The organism is Pedobacter glucosidilyticus DSM 23534, assembly GCF_000425145.1.
GTDB lineage: Bacteria > Bacteroidota > Bacteroidia > Sphingobacteriales > Sphingobacteriaceae > Pseudopedobacter > Pseudopedobacter glucosidilyticus.
In genome coordinates this window covers 59345-79937 of record NZ_AULF01000006.1, presented here as the reverse complement: position 1 = coordinate 79937, position 20593 = coordinate 59345, and the positions used below count along the sequence as shown (strand labels likewise).

The 20593-nt window shown below is 35.3% G+C and carries 17 protein-coding genes; 6 read left to right on the top strand and 11 right to left on the bottom strand.

The window, feature by feature from the left end; all coding sequences use genetic code 11:
• Nucleotides 1–38: 38 nt before the first annotated feature.
• The 6 genes from H510_RS0101775 to H510_RS0101750 form a co-directional block, all read right to left on the bottom strand.
• Nucleotides 39–1661, bottom strand: a complete 1623-nt coding sequence (locus H510_RS0101775; protein WP_026902737.1) for an ATP-dependent DNA ligase — start codon at nucleotides 1659–1661, stop codon at nucleotides 39–41.
• Entirely contained in the window at nucleotides 1658–2677 is a 1020-nt protein-coding gene (locus tag H510_RS18060; protein ID WP_036691584.1) for a ligase-associated DNA damage response exonuclease, read from the bottom strand. The genes H510_RS0101775 and H510_RS18060 overlap by 4 nt, the downstream gene beginning before the upstream one ends.
• A 53-nt stretch (nucleotides 2678–2730) precedes the next feature.
• Nucleotides 2731–3660, bottom strand: a complete 930-nt coding sequence (locus H510_RS0101765) for a hydrogen peroxide-inducible genes activator (protein WP_026902736.1) — start codon at nucleotides 3658–3660, stop codon at nucleotides 2731–2733.
• A gap of 141 nt (nucleotides 3661–3801) precedes the next feature.
• Complete coding sequence (gene glmS / locus H510_RS0101760; RefSeq protein ID WP_026902735.1) at nucleotides 3802–5643, bottom strand: glutamine--fructose-6-phosphate transaminase (isomerizing); 1842 nt, start codon at nucleotides 5641–5643, stop codon at nucleotides 3802–3804.
• Between the two features lie 74 nt (nucleotides 5644–5717).
• The gene (locus H510_RS0101755) at nucleotides 5718–7106 is read right to left on the bottom strand and encodes a DUF4270 domain-containing protein (protein ID WP_026902734.1); all 1389 of its coding nucleotides are present in this window, start codon (nucleotides 7104–7106) and stop codon (nucleotides 5718–5720) included.
• A gap of 18 nt (nucleotides 7107–7124) precedes the next feature.
• On the bottom strand, nucleotides 7125–7949 hold the full coding sequence (locus H510_RS0101750; protein WP_026902733.1) for a glycogen/starch synthase: 825 nt from the start codon (nucleotides 7947–7949) through the stop codon (nucleotides 7125–7127).
• 147 nt (nucleotides 7950–8096) lie between these two features.
• On the opposite strand from H510_RS0101750, the gene panC reads away from it, so the two are divergent.
• A complete protein-coding gene (panC, locus tag H510_RS0101745) occupies nucleotides 8097–8933 on the top strand; it encodes a pantoate--beta-alanine ligase (protein WP_026902732.1) in 837 nt (278 codons plus the stop codon).
• A 34-nt stretch (nucleotides 8934–8967) separates the two neighbouring features.
• Nucleotides 8968–9318 (top strand): aspartate 1-decarboxylase, encoded by a 351-nt coding sequence (panD, locus tag H510_RS0101740; protein ID WP_026902731.1) that lies wholly within the window; start codon nucleotides 8968–8970, stop codon nucleotides 9316–9318.
• 48 nt (nucleotides 9319–9366) lie between these two features.
• On the opposite strand, the gene H510_RS0101735 is transcribed toward panD, so the two are convergent.
• Nucleotides 9367–11052 (bottom strand): glutamine--tRNA ligase/YqeY domain fusion protein, encoded by a 1686-nt coding sequence (locus tag H510_RS0101735; RefSeq protein ID WP_026902730.1) that lies wholly within the window; start codon nucleotides 11050–11052, stop codon nucleotides 9367–9369.
• Nucleotides 11053–11310: 258 nt separating this feature from the next.
• Here H510_RS0101735 and H510_RS0101730 point away from each other — a divergent pair, with 258 nt between their 5' ends.
• The 3 genes from H510_RS0101730 to H510_RS0101720 are packed head-to-tail and all read left to right on the top strand — an operon-like array spanning nucleotide 11311 to nucleotide 13807.
• A complete protein-coding gene (locus H510_RS0101730; protein ID WP_051291014.1) occupies nucleotides 11311–12051 on the top strand; it encodes an MlaE family ABC transporter permease in 741 nt (246 codons plus the stop codon).
• Nucleotides 12051–12830 (top strand): ABC transporter ATP-binding protein, encoded by a 780-nt coding sequence (locus H510_RS0101725; protein WP_026902728.1) that lies wholly within the window; start codon nucleotides 12051–12053, stop codon nucleotides 12828–12830. The genes H510_RS0101730 and H510_RS0101725 overlap by 1 nt, the downstream gene beginning before the upstream one ends.
• 2 nt (nucleotides 12831–12832) lie before the next feature.
• Entirely contained in the window at nucleotides 12833–13807 is a 975-nt protein-coding gene (locus tag H510_RS0101720) for an MlaD family protein (protein ID WP_036691580.1), read from the top strand.
• A gap of 99 nt (nucleotides 13808–13906) precedes the next feature.
• Here the strand turns inward: H510_RS0101720 and H510_RS0101715 are convergent, their stop codons facing one another.
• On the bottom strand, nucleotides 13907–14464 hold the full coding sequence (locus tag H510_RS0101715) for a 30S ribosomal protein S16 (RefSeq protein WP_026902726.1): 558 nt from the start codon (nucleotides 14462–14464) through the stop codon (nucleotides 13907–13909).
• A gap of 135 nt (nucleotides 14465–14599) precedes the next feature.
• Here H510_RS0101715 and H510_RS0101710 point away from each other — a divergent pair, with 135 nt between their 5' ends.
• Complete coding sequence (locus tag H510_RS0101710) at nucleotides 14600–15133, top strand: hypothetical protein (protein ID WP_026902725.1); 534 nt, start codon at nucleotides 14600–14602, stop codon at nucleotides 15131–15133.
• Between the two features lies 1 nt (nucleotide 15134).
• On the opposite strand, the gene H510_RS0101705 is transcribed toward H510_RS0101710, so the two are convergent.
• The 3 genes from H510_RS0101705 to H510_RS18055 form a co-directional block, all read right to left on the bottom strand.
• Nucleotides 15135–17624, bottom strand: coding sequence for a ligase-associated DNA damage response DEXH box helicase (locus tag H510_RS0101705; protein ID WP_026902724.1), 2490 nt, complete (start codon nucleotides 17622–17624; stop codon nucleotides 15135–15137).
• Between the two features lie 45 nt (nucleotides 17625–17669).
• On the bottom strand, nucleotides 17670–19382 hold the full coding sequence (locus H510_RS0101700) for a glycoside hydrolase family 3 protein (RefSeq protein WP_026902723.1): 1713 nt from the start codon (nucleotides 19380–19382) through the stop codon (nucleotides 17670–17672).
• A 107-nt stretch (nucleotides 19383–19489) separates the two neighbouring features.
• Nucleotides 19490–20581 carry an MFS transporter gene (locus H510_RS18055; protein ID WP_245584774.1) on the bottom strand — a complete coding sequence of 364 codons (1092 nt, stop codon included), beginning with the start codon at nucleotides 20579–20581 and terminating at the stop codon, nucleotides 19490–19492.
• Nucleotides 20582–20593 lie beyond the last annotated feature (12 nt).

Genomic DNA, 20593 nt, shown 5'->3' with positions numbered 1-20593 from the left:
ATGTTTAAGAAGTCCTAATTAGGGCTTCTTAATTATTTCTATTCAAATTTAGGCAACAAAAGCATCAAACTTTCTAAGCTATCTGCTTCCTCTTTTTTCTTATCCGTACGCCAACGCAAAATTCTTGGGAAACGTAAGGCTACACCAGATTTATGTCGGCTAGATTTATTAATACCCTCAAAACCTATTTCAAAAACAAGTTCTGGTTTAACGGTTCTAACAGGGCCAAATTTTTCTAAGGTATTTCTTTTGATAAAGTGGTCTACTTGGTTAATTTCTTTATCGGTTAAACCGGAGTATGCTTTGGCAAAAGGCACCAGTTTATCGCCATCCCAAACGGCAAAAGTATAATCGGTATATAAATCGGCCCGACGGCCATGTCCTTTTTGGGCATAAATTAAAACAGCATCAATAGCTAAAGGGTCTATTTTCCATTTCCACCAATCGCCACGTTTTCTGCCTACTTGGTAGCTGGCAGCTTTTCTTTTTAACATTAAACCTTCGGCTAGTTTAGCTCTAGATTGTTCTCTTATAACAGCTAGTTCATCCCAACTTTGTGCGTGTACCAGCTCAGAAATTCTGAAAATTTCTGGATGAAGGCTATCCTCTTGCAGCTTTTCTAAAAGCAATCTTCTATCGCTTTGGCTTTTATTTCTGATATCAATACCCTCAAGCTCTAAAATATCATAAGCAATAAAAGCAACGGGGTTTTCTTGTAGTAATTTTTTAGATAAAGTTTTACGCCCAATGCGGGTTTGCAAAATATTAAAAGGCAAAGGTTGATTGTTTTTAAAGGCCAAAATCTCGCCATCTAACACAGTTCCGTTGGGTAAATTTTGGATAAAACGATGCAGTTCTGGAAATTTATCGGTAGCTAAATCCTCGCCTCTACTCCAAATAAATATTTCACCATTGCGATGGATGATTTGCGCCCTGATACCATCCCATTTCCATTCTGCTTGCCAATGGGCTACTGGCCCTAAAGCATTTTCTATTTCTAAAGCTGTTTTTTGTAAGTCTGAAGTTTCTTGTATGGGATAAGCCAGAAAAAAGGGATAGGGTCTAGAATTATCGGTAGAGGCATCCTCGGCAGCTATGAGCTGCTGGAAAGTAAAATCATCCGGATTCCAATTCCCCATAATACGATGTGTAAGGGTTGCGGTGTCTAATTGGGCAATATCGGCCAAAGCCTTAACCACCAAATTTTGAGACACACCAACTCTAAAACCACCCGTAAGAATTTTGATGAACACAAATTTCTCTTGTTGGTCCATAGTATCCCAAGCGGCTAAAAGCCAGCTTTTCTTTTCTGCCTCGCTTTTATCCTTAAGTTCTTTTATTTCTGCTATCCATTGGCTTAGCGTTTTATCTTGCTGATTGCTGGGTAGCGGCAATAACAGCGAAATGGTTTCTGCCAAATCGCCCACTACATCATAACTTTCTCTAAACAGCCAATCGGGGATTTTACTTTGCGCTAAAGCCCAGTCTTTTAACTGGGTGCTATTAATTTGGCGTTTTGGCTTTCTGCCAGTAAATAGGGCCAGCATGTTTATTTTATCTTCATCAGAAACCTTCAAAAGGTATTCTTTTAAGATTTTTATGCGCTCGTTGGTTTTGTTGGTTTCATCTAGAGCTAGGAAGAGGTTAGCGAAATTTTTCATGCTTCACCTCCTTTTTCTTCTTCTAAGCTTTCGTCTCCGTATAAAGTGTTGGCTTCATGCGCATCGTAACCAATTTCTCTTAAATATCTGCTAAAACTTGCTGTATAACCATGGGTAAGGTAAACGCTTTCGCAGGATGTAGCTTCTATAGCTTGAATAAGGCCATGCCAATCTGCATGGTCTGATAATACGAAGCCTCTATCTGCCGCCCTTCTTCTTTTTGCACCTCTTATGGCCATCCAGCCAGAGCAATAGCCAAAAGAATAAGGGTTTAATTTTTTCATCCAAGGAGTGCCAACGGCAGAGGGCGGACATAAAACCAAGTTGCCTTTAATTTCTTCTTTAGTAGTGCTGGCTGTTATTTTATGGGTTTCTTTTAGTAAGATGCCGTTTTTTATTAAAGCATCATGGGTATTTTGGATAACACCATGGGTATAAACTTTACCAATATCTAGGTTTAGATTTTGGAGAATACGTTGTGCTTTGCCTAAAGAGTAGCCTACCAAAACGGAGGTTTTTCCTTGTTGATGATTTTGATGCCACCAATCATTTATACCCTTAAAAATCTCTTCTTGTGGTTTCCAAGTGTAAACAGGCATCCCAAACGTACACTCTGATATAAAAGAATGGCATTTTACAGGTTCAAAAGGTGTAGAAATGCCGTCATCCTCAAGTTTATAATCTCCAGAAACTACCCAAACTTCACCTTCATATTCTACCCTTACTTGTGCCGAGCCGATGATATGACCAGCAGGATGAAGTGATATTTTTACCCCATTTCTGATGATGATTTGGTTATAAGCAATAGTTTCTAAAGAGATATCGCCTAAGCGGTATTTTAAAATTTCTTTTGATAAATGATGAGCCAAATAGTGTTTATTACCCCAACGGGCATGGTCGCTATGGGCATGGGTAATCACTGCATAGTTAACCGGTTTCCAAGGGTCTATATAAAAATCTCCTTGCTGGCAGTAAATGCCAAATTGGTTAAACTCTAAAAGCGGTTTTTTACTCATATAAAGAAGATAACCTAAAATTGAGCCATTTGGTTCTGTTGAAAATGAAATTATTAGATATTAATAATTTCCTTCTTCTTTTTTGATTTCATTCTTTTAGGGACACTTTCTAGTATTTCTTCCTCTAAAGCATCAATGGTTCTTTTTTTAATATAGTTGGCGTGGGTTACAATACTGATTTCTCTGCTAGGTTCTGGACTTTTAAAATATCTGATTTTATCTAATTGTTTAACAGAGAAGTGTTGCAAAGAAAGCTCAGGCAGAATGGTAATACCATCATTTAAATCTACCATCCTGATTAAAGTTTCTATACTACCCGTATTGTATTCTAAATTTTGCAGACTGGCTTTTTTGTGTTTACAGATATTTAAAACCTGGTTACGCATACAATGGCCCTCGTTTAAAAGCCATAAATCATCCATATCTAAATCTCCGGCCTGTAAAGATTTCTTTTTATAAACAGGGCTAGTTTTAGAAACATAGCTCACAAAGTTTTCATAATAGATAGGGCGTTCGGTTAAGCTACTTTCATCTAAAGGTGTTGCCAATATGCCACAGTCTAACAAGTTGTTTTTAAGCTTTTGGATAATGGTTTCGGTAGTAAGTTCTGATATAGATAATTTTACTTTAGGATATTTTTCTCTAAAACTACCGATAACTTTAGGTAGCAGATAAGGTGCTACGGTTGGTATAACCCCAATTCTTAGCTCACCACTTATTTCTCCTTTACGCTCATTAATAACTTCATTTATTTTATAGCTCTCCTGCAATACCCTTCTTGCTTGGTTAATTACCTCTACCCCAATTTCAGTTGGCACTACGGGTTGCCGGGTTCTATCAAAAAGTTTTACACCTAATGTTTCTTCAAGCTTTTGTACTTGCATGCTTAAAGTAGGCTGGGTTACAAAGCATTTCTCTGCAGCCATTACAAAACTTCTATACGTATCTACTGCAACGATATATTCTAATTGAACTATTGTCATGCTTAAATATAGACAAAAACTATAGCAATGAGAAGGTTTTCTCAGAAATGGCTATTGAAGTTAATTTAATCCAAAACTTGATAAAAAAACAGGCTAACTTAAAAAAATCATTTAAGTTAGCCTGTTAACTATATTAATACTTTATTCTACCGTAACAGATTTTGCTAAGTTTCTTGGCTGGTCAACATTACAACCTCTCATTACAGCTATGTGGTAAGATAATAATTGTAATGGAATAGTAGCAATTAGAGGTAAGAAAGCTTCGTCTGCATGAGGAATTTCAATCGTATAATCTGCCATATTTTTAACATCAGTATCGCCTTCTGTTACAATAGCAATGACAATACCTTTTCTGGCTTTCACTTCCTGTATGTTTGAAATTACTTTTTCATAAGATGAGTTCTTAGTGGCAATTACAATAACAGGCATTTCTTCATCAATCAATGCAATAGGACCATGCTTCATCTCTGCAGCAGGATAACCTTCTGCATGGATGTAAGAAATCTCTTTTAATTTTAAAGCACCTTCTAAAGCTACAGGGAAACCACTTCCCCTTCCTAAAAATAAACAGTTTCTAGAGTCTTTAAGCTTTTCAGCTATTTTCACTATTAAATCATTTGCTTTAAGTGCTTTTTCTACTAAAGTAGGCACACTTTCAAGTTCTGTGAGTAACTCTACCAATTTTCCAGTAGTAACAGTCCCTTTTATTTGTGCTACATAAAAAGCAATTAAAGTAAGTACTGTTACTTGTGCAGTAAATGCTTTGGTAGAAGCAACACCAATTTCTGGTCCAGCGTGTGTGTAAACTCCTGCATGGGTTAATCTTGGTATAGATGAACCAACCACGTTACAGATACCAAAAATAGTAGCTCCTTTTTCTTTGGCGAGCTCAATAGCCGCCATGGTATCTGCTGTTTCACCAGATTGAGAAATTGCAATCACAATATCTTTTTCAGAAATGATAGGGTTTCTGTACCTAAATTCAGAAGCATACTCAACCTCTACCGGTACTCTGGCAAACTCTTCAATCAGATATTCGCCAACCAAACCTGCATGCCATGAAGTTCCACAAGCTACAATAATGATACGATCTGCGTTCTTGAATTTCTCTTCATATTGCTTTAAACCACCTAGTTGCAACTTACCTTCGTTAGGATAAATTCTGCCCCTCATACTATCTTTGATAGAGCGAGGTTGCTCATAAATCTCTTTTAACATGAAATGGTCATAGCCACCCTTCTCTAGCATTTCCAGTTTTAGCTCCAGCTCATGTATATAAGGCGTTTGTACAATATTATCGATGCTTTTTATCAAAAGCTCATCTCTTCTTAAATAAGCTATCTCATTATCATTTAGATAAATAACATTTTTAGTATACTCCACAATAGGTGTGGCATCAGAAGCAATAAAATACTCTTTATCTCCAACACCAATAACCATTGGGCTACCTTTACGAGCAGCAATTAATTGGTCTGGTTGCTCTTTATCCATAATCACAATAGCAAAAGCACCTATAACTTCATGCAAAGCTACCCTAACGGCTTCTTGCAAATCCAGATTTCCGTTTCTTTGGATATCTTCAATTAAATGTATAAGAACTTCTGTGTCTGTATCGCTTTTGAAAGTATGACCACGAGAGATGAGCTCTTCTTTTATGGGGCCGTAATTTTCTATAATACCGTTATGGATGATAGCTAATTTTTCATTACCTGATTGGTGTGGATGCGAGTTTCTGTCATTAGGCTCTCCGTGAGTAGCCCAACGTGTATGCCCCATGCCTACAGTTCCAGTTAAATCATTTGAAGCGGCAAAGTTTTCAAGGTCTTTAACTTTACCTGCTTTTTTATAAATGTTAAGCTCTTTTTTCGGATTGATTAAGGCTACTCCAGCGCTATCGTACCCACGATACTCTAAACGGTGTAAACCTTTGATTACTATTGGATAGGCTTCTCTGTTACCTATGTAGCCAACTATTCCACACATAGAAAAAATATTTTATAATTAAGGGGGCTAAACTACAAAATATTTTTTCTTTAAATGTATGATATTTTTTTCTGTTAACGTTGGTCTGTATAATAAACTCTTAATTTGGCTTTGATATTTCCAGTATTATTTCCTCCACCAACAATGCTTCTTTGTATAATATCTAGTCTATTACCTTGTCCGCCTAAATTAAAGGTATTGATAAAGGTGCCATAATCAATTCCACCATTAACCAAATCCTGAATATGGTTAGTAATATTAAAAGTATAAGTTTTCCTTGTTGTATTATAAAATCCATCCACAAAGCCTAGTCCTAAGGAGTTTAAAGAAGAATTTTCATCAGGTAGCAATTGTGGCTGTTCTGCAATATCCCATTTATAGATTTTTAATAAAGGAATGGGGGTTAACGGGGTTGTGCTACCATCTTCTGTAGTAAAAATAAGCTCTGCTTTATTTACAACAATGTTGCGTCCTAAATTACGTAACTTGGTTATATAAGGGAATTTAAGACTTACTTTGGTGCCAGCCAAAGTTTTTAGATAAAGAATGGGGTTACTTTTGGCATTGCTATTTAATGCAGCAGCAACAGGAGTACCAGAAAAATCCCAAGATATTTCAGTAGCAGCAGAACCTATATTGCCATTAATAGGGAAAGAAGTTGATGTTGTATCTGTTCCGCCATTGGTGTTCGTATTTCGGTAAAATATATCTACTCTTGCGCCATTTTCACCGCTTCCACTGGTATTAAATAGCATTAATGCACCTTTATTAGCTGCTATAGTTGTTTGGTCTAAAGCTACATGTAACCCTTTGAAATAATCAGCGAAAGCTTTATTAGAGGCTAAATTAGCACTTCCGGCGTTAATAATTTGGTTGGTAATAAAAGTATTATTAAGGGGAATTCTTAGCTGAGGGATAACTTTCTTTATGGTATCAGCTCTTCCTATTCTAATGTCTTGTATAATTATACTATCTCTGTATGATGGTTTAAATACTTTTGAAGCTATGATAGTTGGTTTTTTTAGCCAAACTTTACTACTTGTAAAAGTTTTTTGCTGTTCAAAGTATAAAAGTTCATCTAATTGCCTTACTTGAACGGTATAATTGGTACTATCACCATAGTTTACACCACCGTAAGGAAGTACTAACACTGCTGAATCAATAATTGGATTAGTACCAAAAGTTACATTTACTGTAGGTAGGGTTAAAGCTAAAATCATGTTAGCAGTTGTTTTACCAAATTGAGGGTCGTCTAAATAACCTAGTACGCTTCTGGTATTAAAATTAGTGATAATCTCATCTTCTCTTAATAATTTGGTATAAATGGTGCTAGTATCAACAACTTTAGCATTTAATAATATATCAGGATTAACATCTAAACCAATGGTAGATGGATCTTGGCAGCTGCCTAATATAAAAAGGCTTATCAACAGGGTTAATAAGCCTAAATTTTTAAATCTCATATAATCTTTTAAATAAAATTATGCTACTGATATCAGAATATCAGACGCAACTTCTTGATAAAAATTGTAATAATTCTCTAAATCTAATGTAGAATTATAATCTAAAGTAGGTTTATCAGAATTTTTAACAAAATTTAACACCTCATCATGGATAGTTTCTGCACCATATACCACTGCATCAGCATAATCTATAGCAGCTTTATCTAAGGCAATATTAGAAGCATCAGCGTAATTAATCGTATCAGATTCTTGCATACCTTTCATCACAGCTTTTTTTGCAAAATCAGCACCTAGTGTTTCGCTAAAACTATGAGGATATAAAGAGTATACTATTTTAGAATCTTTGAAAGTAGGGTCATCTTTATAGATAGTTTTTAAATAAGCAGGTACTAAAGAAGTCATCCAGCCATGGCAATGAACAATATCCGGAGACCAACCTAATTTCTTAACAGTTTCTAAAGCACCTTTGCAGAAGAATATGGTACGTTCATCATTATCTGCGTAAAACTTGCCTTTACCGTCATTAAACACGTGTTTACGTTGGAAATAGTCTTCATTATCCAAAAAGTAAACCTGCATTCTTGCAGATGGTATAGATGCAACTTTTATAATCAAAGGATTGTCGTTTTCACCGATAACAATATTCATCCCTGATAAACGAATTACTTCATGTAATCTATTTCTTCTTTCATTAATATTTCCAAAACGCGGCATAAGAATTCTGATTTCGAATCCTTTATCTTGCATGGCTTGCGGTAATTGTCTTGTGATTTCAGAAATTTTTGTTAACTCTAAAAATGGTGACATTTCATGAGTGATAAACAAAAGCTTGGTTTTTCCCATCTCCTAATCTTTGTTAAGTTTTTGTTAAGAAGTGATTTTTTTAAGAACTGCAAATATAATCATTATATAGTAAATTATCAACGTTTTACGTAAATGCTTTTGTTTTTTCTAAACTATTTTACAACTTTATCCCCAAATTTTTAATTTTTGAAAATAATAACCCATCAAGAAGATTTAACTTCTTTAATACTTCAATATAAACAGGAAGGTAAACGCATAGGCTTAGTGCCAACTATGGGGGCTTTACACCAAGGGCATCTTTCTCTTATTCAAGAATCTTTATTTTATACCGATGTTACTGTAGCATCTATTTTTGTAAACCCAACACAGTTTAACAATAAAACGGATTTGCTAAAATATCCTAAGCCTATAGCAGAAGATATCCATAAGTTAGAACAAGCTGGTTGTCATGTACTCTTTCATCCAGCGGTTGAGGAGATGTATCCGGCAGAAGACACTTCATGGGATTATAAGGTTGGAGAACTTGACCATATTTTAGAGGGCGAATTTAGGCCAGGACATTATAAGGGTGTTACCCAAATTGTGTATAAACTTTTTAAAGCTGCTATCCCAGATTTAGCATTTTTTGGTCAGAAAGATTACCAACAGTTTTTGGTTATCAAAAAAATGGTTAGTGATTTTAATTTGCCTATACAATTAAAAAATTGCGCTATTGTTAGAGATGATGATGGTTTGGCCATGAGCTCAAGAAATATCCATTTAAGTGCCGAAGAAAGACTTGCAGCTTTAAGCTTAAGTAAAGCATTAATGTTTATAAAGGATAACTATGATTTTTTGTCTTTAGATGAGTTGAAGCAACAAGCTAACAAATTTTTTACAGGGTCTGGTGTACTCCAACTAGAGTATTTAAGAATTTGCAATCCTGATAATTTACAGGATTTACAGCAAAAAGGACCTGCCATAGCTTTAATTGCTTGCATGGTGGGCACAACCCGGCTTATAGATAATATGATGTTAGCCTAACATTTTTTCTAAAATTCTATACTAACTTTGTGTTATGATTATTGAAGTCTTAAAATCTAAAATTCATAGAGCTAAAGTAACTCAATCCGAATTGAATTATGTTGGGAGCATTACTATTGATGAAGATTTAATTGATGCTGCCAATTTGATACCTAATGAAAAGGTTCAGGTGGTAAATAATAATAATGGTGCTCGCTTTGAAACTTATATCATTAAAGGAGAAAGAGGAAGTGGTACCATCTGCTTAAATGGATCATGTGCCAGATTAGCACAGGTAGGTGATATCATCATTATTGTTTCTTATGCACACATGGAAATGGAGGAAGCAAAGAAATACCAGCCTGTACTGGTTTTTCCTGATGAAAATAATCGACTTATAAAATAAATTTTAATGAAGTATAAAGCATGTATGCAACACGCTTTATACTCAATCTTATTTGTTTATCTCTTTAGCCCAGCTATCTTTTAAGCCAACAGTTCTATTAAAAATGAGGTGTTCTGCCGTGGCCTCTTTATCTAAACAGAAATAACCTTTTCTAATAAATTGGTATCTTCTATCGGGGTTTTCTTGTAATTGCTCAATTGCTAATGTTAAATCTGGTTCTATATAGGCGTTTTTAATAACCACTAAACTTTCTGGGTTCATGTAATCTTTAAAATCACCGTCTTCAGCATCTGGCTGTTCTACTTTAAATAACCTATCATATAATCTTATTTCGGCAGTTTTAGCGTGTTTTACACTTACCCAATGCATAGTTCCTTTTACTTTTAATCCTGATGTATCTTCACCAGATTTTGAGTTAGGGAAATAAGTGCAATGAATTTCAGTGACGTTTCCATCGGCATCTTTAACAAAATCATCACATTGTACGATGTAAGCATTTTTTAAACGGCACATTAAACCCACACCTAGTCTGAAGAATTTCTTTGGAGGTTCTTCCATAAAATCTTCACGCTCTATCCACAGCTCTTTGCTAAAAGGGATAGCTCTTTCGCCATCATGACCTTCAACTTCAGGGTTATTTTCTCCGTGTAAAATTTCTTCTTGCCCATCAGGGTAATTGGTAATCACCATTTTGATAGGGTCAAGAACGGCCATTCTTCTCCATGATGTTTTATTTAAATCTTCTCTTATAAAGAACTCCAACAAACTAAAATCAATTAAGTTATCTCTCTTAGCTATGCCTATTCTTTCGCAAAAATTGCGAATAGATGCTGGTGTAAAACCACGTCTTCTTAAACCACTTATGGTAGGCATTCGAGGGTCATCCCAACCGTCAACAATCTGGTTATTTACCAACTGCATCAATTTACGCTTACTCATAACCGTATAGCTCATGTTTAAACGAGCAAATTCATACTGTTTTGATGGGAAAATATCCAGTTGCTCTATAAACCACTCGTATAATGGGCGGTGCGGAATAAATTCTAGCGTACAAATAGAATGAGTAATTTTTTCTATTGCATCAGACTGCCCATGTGCAAAATCATACATCGGGTAAATACACCATTTATCACCAGTACGGTGATGGTGTGCGTGTTTTATCCTATACATCAATGGGTCACGCAAGTGCATATTTGGGTTTGCCAAATCAATTTTAGCTCTTAAAACCTTAGCGCCATCAGGGTATTTACCAGCTTTCATTTCTTCAAAAAGCTGTAAATTTTCTTCTATTGATCTACTTCTGTAAATATTTGGAGTTCCTGCTTCTATAGGTGTGCCTTTTCCAATAGCAATTTCTTCTGCTGTACTATCATCTACGTAGGCTAATCCTTTTTTTATCAGGGCAACCGCAAAATCATATAATTGATCAAAATAATCAGAAGAATAAAGCTCTTCTTTCCAATCAAAACCTAGCCATTTTACATCTTCCTTTATGCTTTCTACATACTCGGTATCTTCCGTAACGGGGTTGGTATCATCAAATCTAAGGTTGGTAGCGCCATTGTATTTTTTGGCTATTCCAAAATTTAAGCAGATAGATTTAGCATGACCAATATGTAAATAGCCATTAGGCTCTGGAGGGAAACGTGTTAAAACTCTGCCACCATGCTTACCATTTTTAAGGTCTTCTTCTATAATCTCTTCTATAAAATTTAATGATTTTTCCTCTGACATATCTTTTGCTTTGTTTACAAAAGTAAAAAAACAGCCGGATTTATTAGCCTATGCTATATTTATACATCTAAAAAAGGAAATTATATAGCTAAATTTAACAGTTTAAGACAAGTTTGTTTATTGAATAATTTGTGATTTAATTGTTATGTTTTCATCTATTTAGCATCATATTTGTTATAATTCATACTTTTACGCAGCTAAATTGAAATAGAATCATTGGAAGCACCAAAATCACGTTTCGTACAAAAATTACATAGCATGTTTTATGAACTGTATTTAGTATATCAGTTCATCATAAAATTCTTTAAAGAAGTATTTTTACCACCTTACGAGGGTAAAGAAATTATGCGTCAATGTTATCAAGTGGGTTACCGCTCTTTAGCCTTAATATCTTTAACAGGATTTATAACTGGTATTGTCTTTACCAAACAATCTAGGCCATCTCTGGCCGAGTTTGGGGCAACATCATGGTTACCATCTTTGGTTGGTATAGCTTTATTGAGGACATTAGCTCCTCTGTTAACTGCTTTAATATCTGCAGGTAAGGTGGGTTCTAGTATTGGTGCCGAGCTTGGTTCTATGAAAGTAACCGAACAGATAGACGCTATGGAAGTTTCTGCTACAAATCCATTTAAGTTTTTAGTAGTTTCTAGGGTTTTAGCAACTACTATTACTATTCCTATCTTAACATTTTATACCGCTTTGGTAGGTTTGTTGGGTAGTTTTGTAAATGTGGCTATGTTTGAAGAGACTAGCTTTAGCGGTTTTATTTCATCTTCATTAGAGTCTATAACATTTCTTGATATTATTGCTTCTACTATAAAGGCTATCCTTTTTGGGTTTACCATTGGTATGGTTGGATGTTATCAGGGCTTTAACTCTTCAAAAGGTACAGAGGGCGTTGGTAAAGCAGCAAATTCATCGGTAGTGATTGGTATGTTTTTGGTGTTTATTGAGGAAGTATTGGCAACGCAAATCACGTTTTTATTCCGTACATAATGCAAAAGAATAACAGAATAGAACATCCGGAAGAGAGAGAAAGGGTAATCACTATCAGAGATTTGAATAAGTCTTTTGGAGATTATCATGTGCTTAAAGGTGTTAATTTGGATTTGTATGACAGAGAAAATCTGGTTGTATTAGGTAAATCAGGTACAGGAAAATCTGTCTTGATTAAAATTATATCGGGTTTATTGAAGCAGGATAGCGGCACAGTAGAAGTTTTAGGTAAAGAAATAAGTTTGTTGAACGAGAGAGATTTGCAAGAACTTAGAATACATATAGGTTTTTCTTTCCAGAACAGTGCACTTTACGATAGTATGACGGTAAGAGAGAACTTAGAATTTCCTCTGGTAAGAAATCGTAAAAAATTAACAAAAAAAGAAAAGGACTATGCAGTTGAGTCGGTTTTAGATGCCGTAAGCTTAGGACAAACCATTAACCAAATGCCATCCGAATTATCCGGAGGACAAAGAAAACGTATAGGTATTGCTCGTACATTAATATTACAACCAAAAATTATGTTGTATGATGAGCCTACCGCAGGTTTAGACCCCATAACATGTTTAGAAATTAATGGATTAATAAACGAGGTACAAGAAAGGTATCATACCAGTTCTATTATCATTACCCATGATCTTACTTGTGCTAAACAAACGGGCGACCGTATCACCATGCTTCTTGATGGTCAATTTAACAAAGTGGGCACTTTTGAAGAAGTTTTTAATACAGAGGATGAAAGAGTTAAATCTTTCTATGAATATAATTTTATAGAGTAAAAATGACTGAAATAGCAGACAGAAAACGCGGTGTAACCGTTGGAATATTTATTTTTATTGGCCTTGCCATTTTCCTTATCGGGATATTAACTTTAGGAGGACAAAAGAAGACTTTCGTAAAATCTTTTACTGTAAATGTTGTTTTTGATGATATACAAGGATTAAAAGTAGGGAACAACGTGTGGTTCTCTGGCGTTAAGGTAGGTACTATCAAAAAAATTCAGTTTTATGGAACTTCCCAAGTTCAAGTTTTTTTAAGTATAGAAGAAGCTGCCCACCAATACATCCATAAAGATGCTAAAGCTAGTATCAACTCTGATGGATTGATAGGTAATAAGATTATTGTGATTGATGGTGGCTCGCCTAAATTCCCTTTTGTTGAAGATGGTGATAGGTTGCAGGTTAACAAAACATTATCTACCGATGATATGATGAAAACCCTACAAACCAACAATAAAAATTTGGTAGATATTACTACCGATTTTAAGATTTTAGCTAGAAATTTAGTAGAAGGAAAGGGGGCTGCAGGGGCTTTATTAGCCGATGAACAAATTGCTGAAGACTTTAAAGCGATGGTTGCTAACTTGGAAACTACAGCTGCTTCTACCAATAAAATGGCAAAAGAATTAAATAGCTTTACCGCTAAGATGAATACTAAGGGCGGTTTGGCCGATAAGCTTTTTACCGATACAGCAGTATTTGCAAAATTGGAATCATCTGTAAATGAGTTTCAACAAACGGCAACAGCGGCTGCTAAACTTACAGAGAATTTGAAAGCAGCATCAGCAAAGTTAAATGCTAATGATAACGCTTTAGGCTTGATGTTAAATGATAAACAAACTGCAGAACAGCTAAAAGTAATCATGCGAAATTTAGAAACCAGCAGCCAAAAGCTTGATGAAGATTTGGAAGCTTTACAACATAACTTCTTATTAAGAGGCTACTTTAAGAAGAAAGCTAAAGAGGAGGCTAAGTAGAATAGAGGCGGAAGTTTATAGATTAACTACTTAAGTACTCATACAAGAAAGGCTGATTTGAACATTCAAATCAGCCTTTTTTGTTAAAAGAAAATAATATTATTCTGCTGAAGGAGCTTCAGTTTCCTCTGCTGAAGCTTCAACAGCTGCATCTTCTGATGCTGCTTCCTCTTCTACTTCTGGAGCTGCTTCTTCAACAGGGGCATTTTTAGCTGCGATTGCAGCCTCGATAGCTTCTCTTTTCTTAGCTTCTTCTACTAAAGCAGCTTTCTTAGTTTCTTCTTTTTTAGATACTAAACCTTCTTTTTTAGCTTCGATTTTACCTTCTTTACTTTGTAACCACTCTGCAAATTTTGCATCAGCTTGCTCTTGTGTAAGCGCACCTTTAGTTACACCACCGTTTAAGTGTTTTTTGTAAAGTACACCTTTGTAAGAAAGGATAGCCTTAGCTGTATCTGTAGGTGTAGCACCGCTAGTAACCCATTTAACAGCTTGATCAAAATTCAAGTCAATTGTAGCAGGATTGGTGTTTGGATTGTAAGAACCTAATCTTTCAATAAATCTACCATCTCTTGGTGCTCTTGAATCTGCTACTACGATGTAGTAGAACGGTTTTCCTTTTTTACCGTGTCTTTGTAATCTAATTTTAGTTGCCATTTTTAATACATTAAATTTTTGCAATACCCCTTTACGCGTAAAGGGACGCAAATGTAAGATTTAAAATTGTATTTTGCTAGTAATCAATTTTTTATTTTCCTGTGTTACGTTTAAAATTCTATTTACCTTTATTGTATGAATTTAAAATGCCTTCTTTTAACGCTTTTTGCCTTAATATGCTCTGCTACAGTTTTTTCGCAAAGACATGAAATCCTGATTACACACCAGAACAATAAAACTACCGTGATTAAAGCTGGCGAAATGGTGAGGTTAAGCTACCCGGCAAATAAGCTAAATTTGGGTAGTAAGTTTAAAGGTGAGGAAGCTGGTTTGAGAGGTTTAATAGATTCTATCAGTAAGGAAACTGTTTTCTTGAAAATAAAAAAAGACGCCAAAGATAATTTAGCCTTAAATGTTAAAGATATTATAGCTATACAGAAAAGCAATTTTGGAAGCACTTTAGGTGTATTTTTATTAAGTTATACTGTTTTAGGAGGTTCTGCTATTTTCTTAACAGAAAGTTTAGATGTTAATCCGGCTATTACTGCTTTTAGTGCGGTGGCAGCAATTTTTCCTGCCAGTATTCTTACTGCAAATGTGTTTCACCCGAGTAAGCCTAAGAAAAGAGTTGGTGAACATTATAAACTGGATATTATAACGGTTTATTAAGTTAATTTAACCTTTCTACCATTTTAGCAACTCGTTCTTCTAAAGACTCGGTACTCATTTTTTCTCGTAGCCTATCTACCATAATAGGGAAAGCGAATGGACTGGGTTTGTTTGTAGTTTTAATAATAATTTTCTGTTTTTGTATTCGCTGTAGAGCTTCTCTTAGTCTAAACTCTTCTAATTGGAAAGCTAAAGCTTCGTTATAAGCCTGCCTAATTAAGAGGTTATCTTTCTCATATTCGCTAAAAACATCAAATAATAAGGATGTTGAAGATTGCAAATGTTTGTTTTTCATGGGTTTACCCGGGAAACCGGTAAAAATTAGGCCCGAAATATGTGCAATATCTCTAAATTTCCTACGAGCCATTTCATTAGCATTTAAACTTTTTTGTATATCGTCTATTAAGTTTTTATCACTAAATAGATTTTGTTCTAAGGCTTTTTCTAGCAATACTTCATCATCAGTTAATAACTCAAAACCATAATCATTCATGGCTATAGAAAAACTAGCTTTTTTAAATTTAGATAATCTAAAACCTATTAAGGATGCCATTCCTTCATGTACCAGTCGGCCTTCAAAAGGGTAAAAGAATAAATGATGACCATCTCGGGTTTCTAATTTTTCTATCAGGAATTCGGTTTTTTGAGGTAAATGTGATACAGTGTTTTGTTGGCTAAATAAAGGACGTAAAGCGATAATTTCTTCGTCTTCTTCTACTCCTATCGCTACTTCATCAAGCTTTTCTCTAAAAACTGCTGATAGTTGTGATGATAATGGCATTCTGCCGCCAGCCCAAGTAGCGATAGCACCCTTCTTTTTAGTAGATTTTTTAACATAAGCAGTCATATCTTTTACCCGTACCAATTCTAAGTTTCTGCCTGCAAACCAAAAATTATCACCTATTTTAAGTTTAGCAATAAAGCCTTCTTCAACAGTGCCTAAACTACCGCCACTTTGGAATTTTACCCGCATGCTTATTTCGCTGGTAATAGTTCCCATACTTAAGCGATGTCGCATGGCTATCCTACGGTTGTTTACTTTATATAAACCGTTTTCATACTCTACTTTTAAATACTCATCGTACTGGGAGAGTGTTTTACCTCCTTTGCTGATAAAATCTAGTAAATCATCAAATTCCTGAGGCAAAATATCCGCGTAAGCGAAAGTGCTTTTTATTTCTTTATAGATTTCATTGGCTTTAAAGCCATCAGAAACAGCTAGGGTAACCAAGTATTGAATAAGTACATCAAAAGCTAAAATGATGGGGTCTCTACTCTCGAAAGTTTTTTGTTTGATAGCGTATTTTAAGGCAGCACCTTCCAGTAATTCTAAAGAATGTGTAGGTACAAACCAAGCCTTGGAAGTTGCACCAGGATGATGCCCACTTCTGCCTGCCCTTTGCATAAAACGGGCTACTCCTTTCGGGCTACCTATTTGTATAATGGTATCTACAGGTCTAAAATCTACCCCTAAATCTAAACTTGAAGTGCATACTACTACTTTTAAAATCTCGGCATGTAAAGCTTGTTCTACCCAGTTGCGTAAATCGTTATCTAAAGAGCCGTGGTGCATAGCCATAATGCCAGCATATTCTGGATATTTATCTAATATAGCTTGATACCATATTTCTGATTGCGCTCTGGTATTGGTAAATATGAGCGTTGTTTTACTTTGTGCTACAATATCCATTACCTCTGGTAGCAACTTTAAACCAATATGCCCGCTCCAACTATAATTTTCTATATTTTGTGGGATGATAGAAGTGATAACAAGATTTTTATCGATATCAGCTTTGACCATTTTTTGCCGCTCTTTAGGGAAGTTAACACCCAAAAGCACTTGTGCCGCTTCTTCAAGATTACCGATGGTAGCACTTATACCCCAAATTTTTAAAGTTTGAAGACTGGTATTATCCCCGGTCTTCGGTCTTCGGTCTTCAGACCTTAATCCCTTCAACCTACTTAAACCTAGCTCCATTTGTACACCGCGTTTTGTGCCTAAGAGTTCATGCCATTCATCGGTTACCACTACTCTTAATTTTTCAAAAGCTTTGGGATACTCTTTTTGAGCCAGCATAAGGTGCAAACTCTCTGGTGTAGTTAATAAAACTTCTGGTGGTTTCCTTTTAATGGCTTGCTTATCGGCACTGCTGGTATCGCCAGTGCGGGTGCCAATTTTCCAAGGGATTCCTAAATCATCAACAACGGTTTGCATGGCCTTTTGGATATCGTTAGTTAGGGCTCTTAATGGCGTTATCCATAGCATTAACAAACCATTATTTTTTCTGCTTTGATAATCGTTGGGATATTGATTGATATAATCTGCAAGAAATGGTAGAAACAAGGCAAAAGTTTTACCACTACCAGTTGGTGCATTTAACAAACCCGAATAGCCTTTTAAATAGGCATCCATCATTTCTTGTTGGAAAACAAATTGCTGCCATTTTTTTTGCTTGTACCAATTGCTTATGATTTTTTCTCCCGGGCTCATTTGTATAGAAGAATTAAAACCAAGCCAAAATGTTTGCTTTGGATTTTATTTTACCTCGCCAGCGCCAAATTTATAGTAAGCATTTATGGTTACAGGCAATTTTCCTTTGGCATTTAACTTTCCTAAAATTACCCTTGCAGCAGATGATTGCATTTCTTTACTATTTTGATAACCTACAAGTAAAGCTTTAGATTGCTCGATACCGGGTAAACCAGCTAGCGTATATGGATTTGCAAAAACTGCGGTAATAGGTTTAAATTTAGTCATATCGGCAATAAATAGCTTTAAATTATTCTGATAATCTAAAGTACCAGCAGGGCGTAACCTGGTATCATGTATAGCCATTATAACTTGTCCAAATTTTGCTATTTCTGTTTTAACGGTTTCTAATTCTTTTAAACTGATATCTTTTGGGATGATAAATAAAGTAGCATCAGGGAAAAAGCGTTTAATGGTTTCTGAAAAAGTTGTTGGGTCTTTTGGTCCAATACTTAGGATAGCCATTTTCCTTACAAAATCTGTTGCGATAGGGAAGTTTTCTGAGCCTTTTAGCACAGTTACGGCAGCATCTGTTAATTCTTGTATCAAAACTTTAGATTCTGTTCTATTTAAATCTTCAATAAGTTTTGTAGTATCTATAGCTTGGTACTGGTGTAAGTTCATCCAATATTTAGCAGCCAAAATGCGTTTCACTTTTTGGTCAATTTCATTCCAAGTTAACTGATGTTTTCTAATAGCTTTACGGATGAGATGAATAGCATTTTCTGAGTTTTGAGAGAGTTCTATCACATCTAAACCTGCTAGAATAGCTTTAACATCAGCCTCGCCATTAGGGAAAAATTTAACTACGCCTTTCATGTCCATGGCATCAGAAAAAACCAATCCTTTAAAATTTAAATCGTTTTTAAGTAAAGTGGTAATAATGGGTTTAGAAAGTGTTGAAGGTAAATTTTTAGTATTATCTAATGCAGGGATGCTCATGTGCGCTACCATTACGCCGTTTAAACCTGCTGCAATAGCTTGTTTAAATGGATATATTTCTAATGAGTCTAACCTTTCTCTATTAAAAGGAAGTTGTGGTAAATCGTAATGAGAATCAACATCAGTATCGCCATGACCGGGGAAATGTTTAGCGGTTGTAAATAAGCCAGCATCTTGCATACCCTTCATATAGGCGATGCTTTTATCGGCAACGTTATATTTATTTTCGCCAAAAGAACGGTAGTTGATGACAGGATTTCTTGGATTATTATTAACATCCATAACCGGAGCAAAATTGATATGTACACCCAAGCGTTTTAGGTCTTTAGCTACCATTTGCCCCATCTGATATATTAAATTATTGTTTTGGATGGCACCTAATGTCATTTGGTAAGGGTAAGATAAAGTGCTATCTAAACGCATTCCTAAACCCCACTCGGCATCTTGTGCTATCATTAATGGCACTTTTTTATATAAGCTTTGGTACTGGTTGGTTAATATGGCTTGCCTTTTTGGCCCACCTTGAAAAAAAACAACACCTCCCAAATGTTGTTTGGCTATAACTTTAGCAACAGAATCTGAATAAGCTTGCCCTAGATTGGTATGCGCCCTTACCATAAATAACTGACCAATTTTTTCATTTCTGTTAAGCTTTTTAAAGACAGAATCTACCCATCGGTTAGTAGCATTTACGGTACTGATATAAGGAACTTTAGTTTGTGCTTTTAGTAAAGAAAAACTCAGCGCTAAGCCAATTAAACATATTATTTTCTTCATGTATATATTTTGCTTAAAGATTTTTTTTGATTTGCCAATGAACAAATATAAGCCTTAAATTATTGTTGCTGATTTGGATTCTAAACTGATAACGAAAATTAAGCCTTTTAGATTGCTTTACGCTCTTTTTTCATGTAAGTCCATAAATAAATTAGGGCTAAGAAATTGCAAAAAGCAGCACCATAAAATACTAAAGGAACTCTAGTGATGATGTCTCTAAAAAACCAGCCAGCAAAAAAAGCACCCAAGCCAATACCCGCTTCTAAGGCAATATACATGGTGGCTACAGATTTTCCGCGTTTATCATCATCACTTAAATCAATAGCCCATGCAGAAATAGCGGGCGAGAACATGCCAGTTGCCATGCCATAAATAATAGATCCTGTAATGAAACCCATAGTTGTTTGCCAGGTAGCTAACCAAGTAAGAGCTATACAAAGTAAGATGATGGAAACCCTCAATACAGGTTTTCGGCCATATTGATCAGAAACTTTACCTGCAATAAACCTCATTAATAAAGAAGCAATGGTAAAAACCATAAAGAACAAACCTTTGTTTTCGATTCCAATATGCCCACTCCAATCGGGGACAAGCGTTATTAAAGCACCATAGCTTACATAACTAAAAAGCGTTACCCAAAATACAGGCATAGCTTGTTTGTTTATAATTTCTGATTTATTGATGGTCATGAAAGTCCACTTGAAAGGTTCTTTAGTGGCTAAAGTTTCTTTCATGTTAAATAAAATCACGATGGAAAGCAATGCAAATAGAGAAGAGCAGTAAAAAAGAATATCAATAGAATAATATAGGGTAATAGCACTACCAATAGCCGGGCCTATAGCCATACCTGTGCTAAAAGCTAAACCATGTATACCCATAGCTTCTCCCCATCGGGTTGAGGGAACTAAATCTGCAACATAAGCTGCTGTTGCGGTTGGCTTAAAACCTGTAGAGAAACCATGTATCAATCTTAGAAATAAAAATCCGGCAACGCTGGTTAAAATAGGATATAAAAAACCACAAACGAAACAAACCAAAGAGCCCACCGCCATAATAGGGATTCTACCAATTTTGTCTGTTAGTTTTCCACTAAAAGGTCTTGAAATTCCGGCCGTTATGGTAAATAGGGCGATGATTAAACCTTTATACTCTGCACCACCTAAGCTACTTAAATAAGAAGGTAATTCTGGTAAAAGCATGTTAAAGCTGGC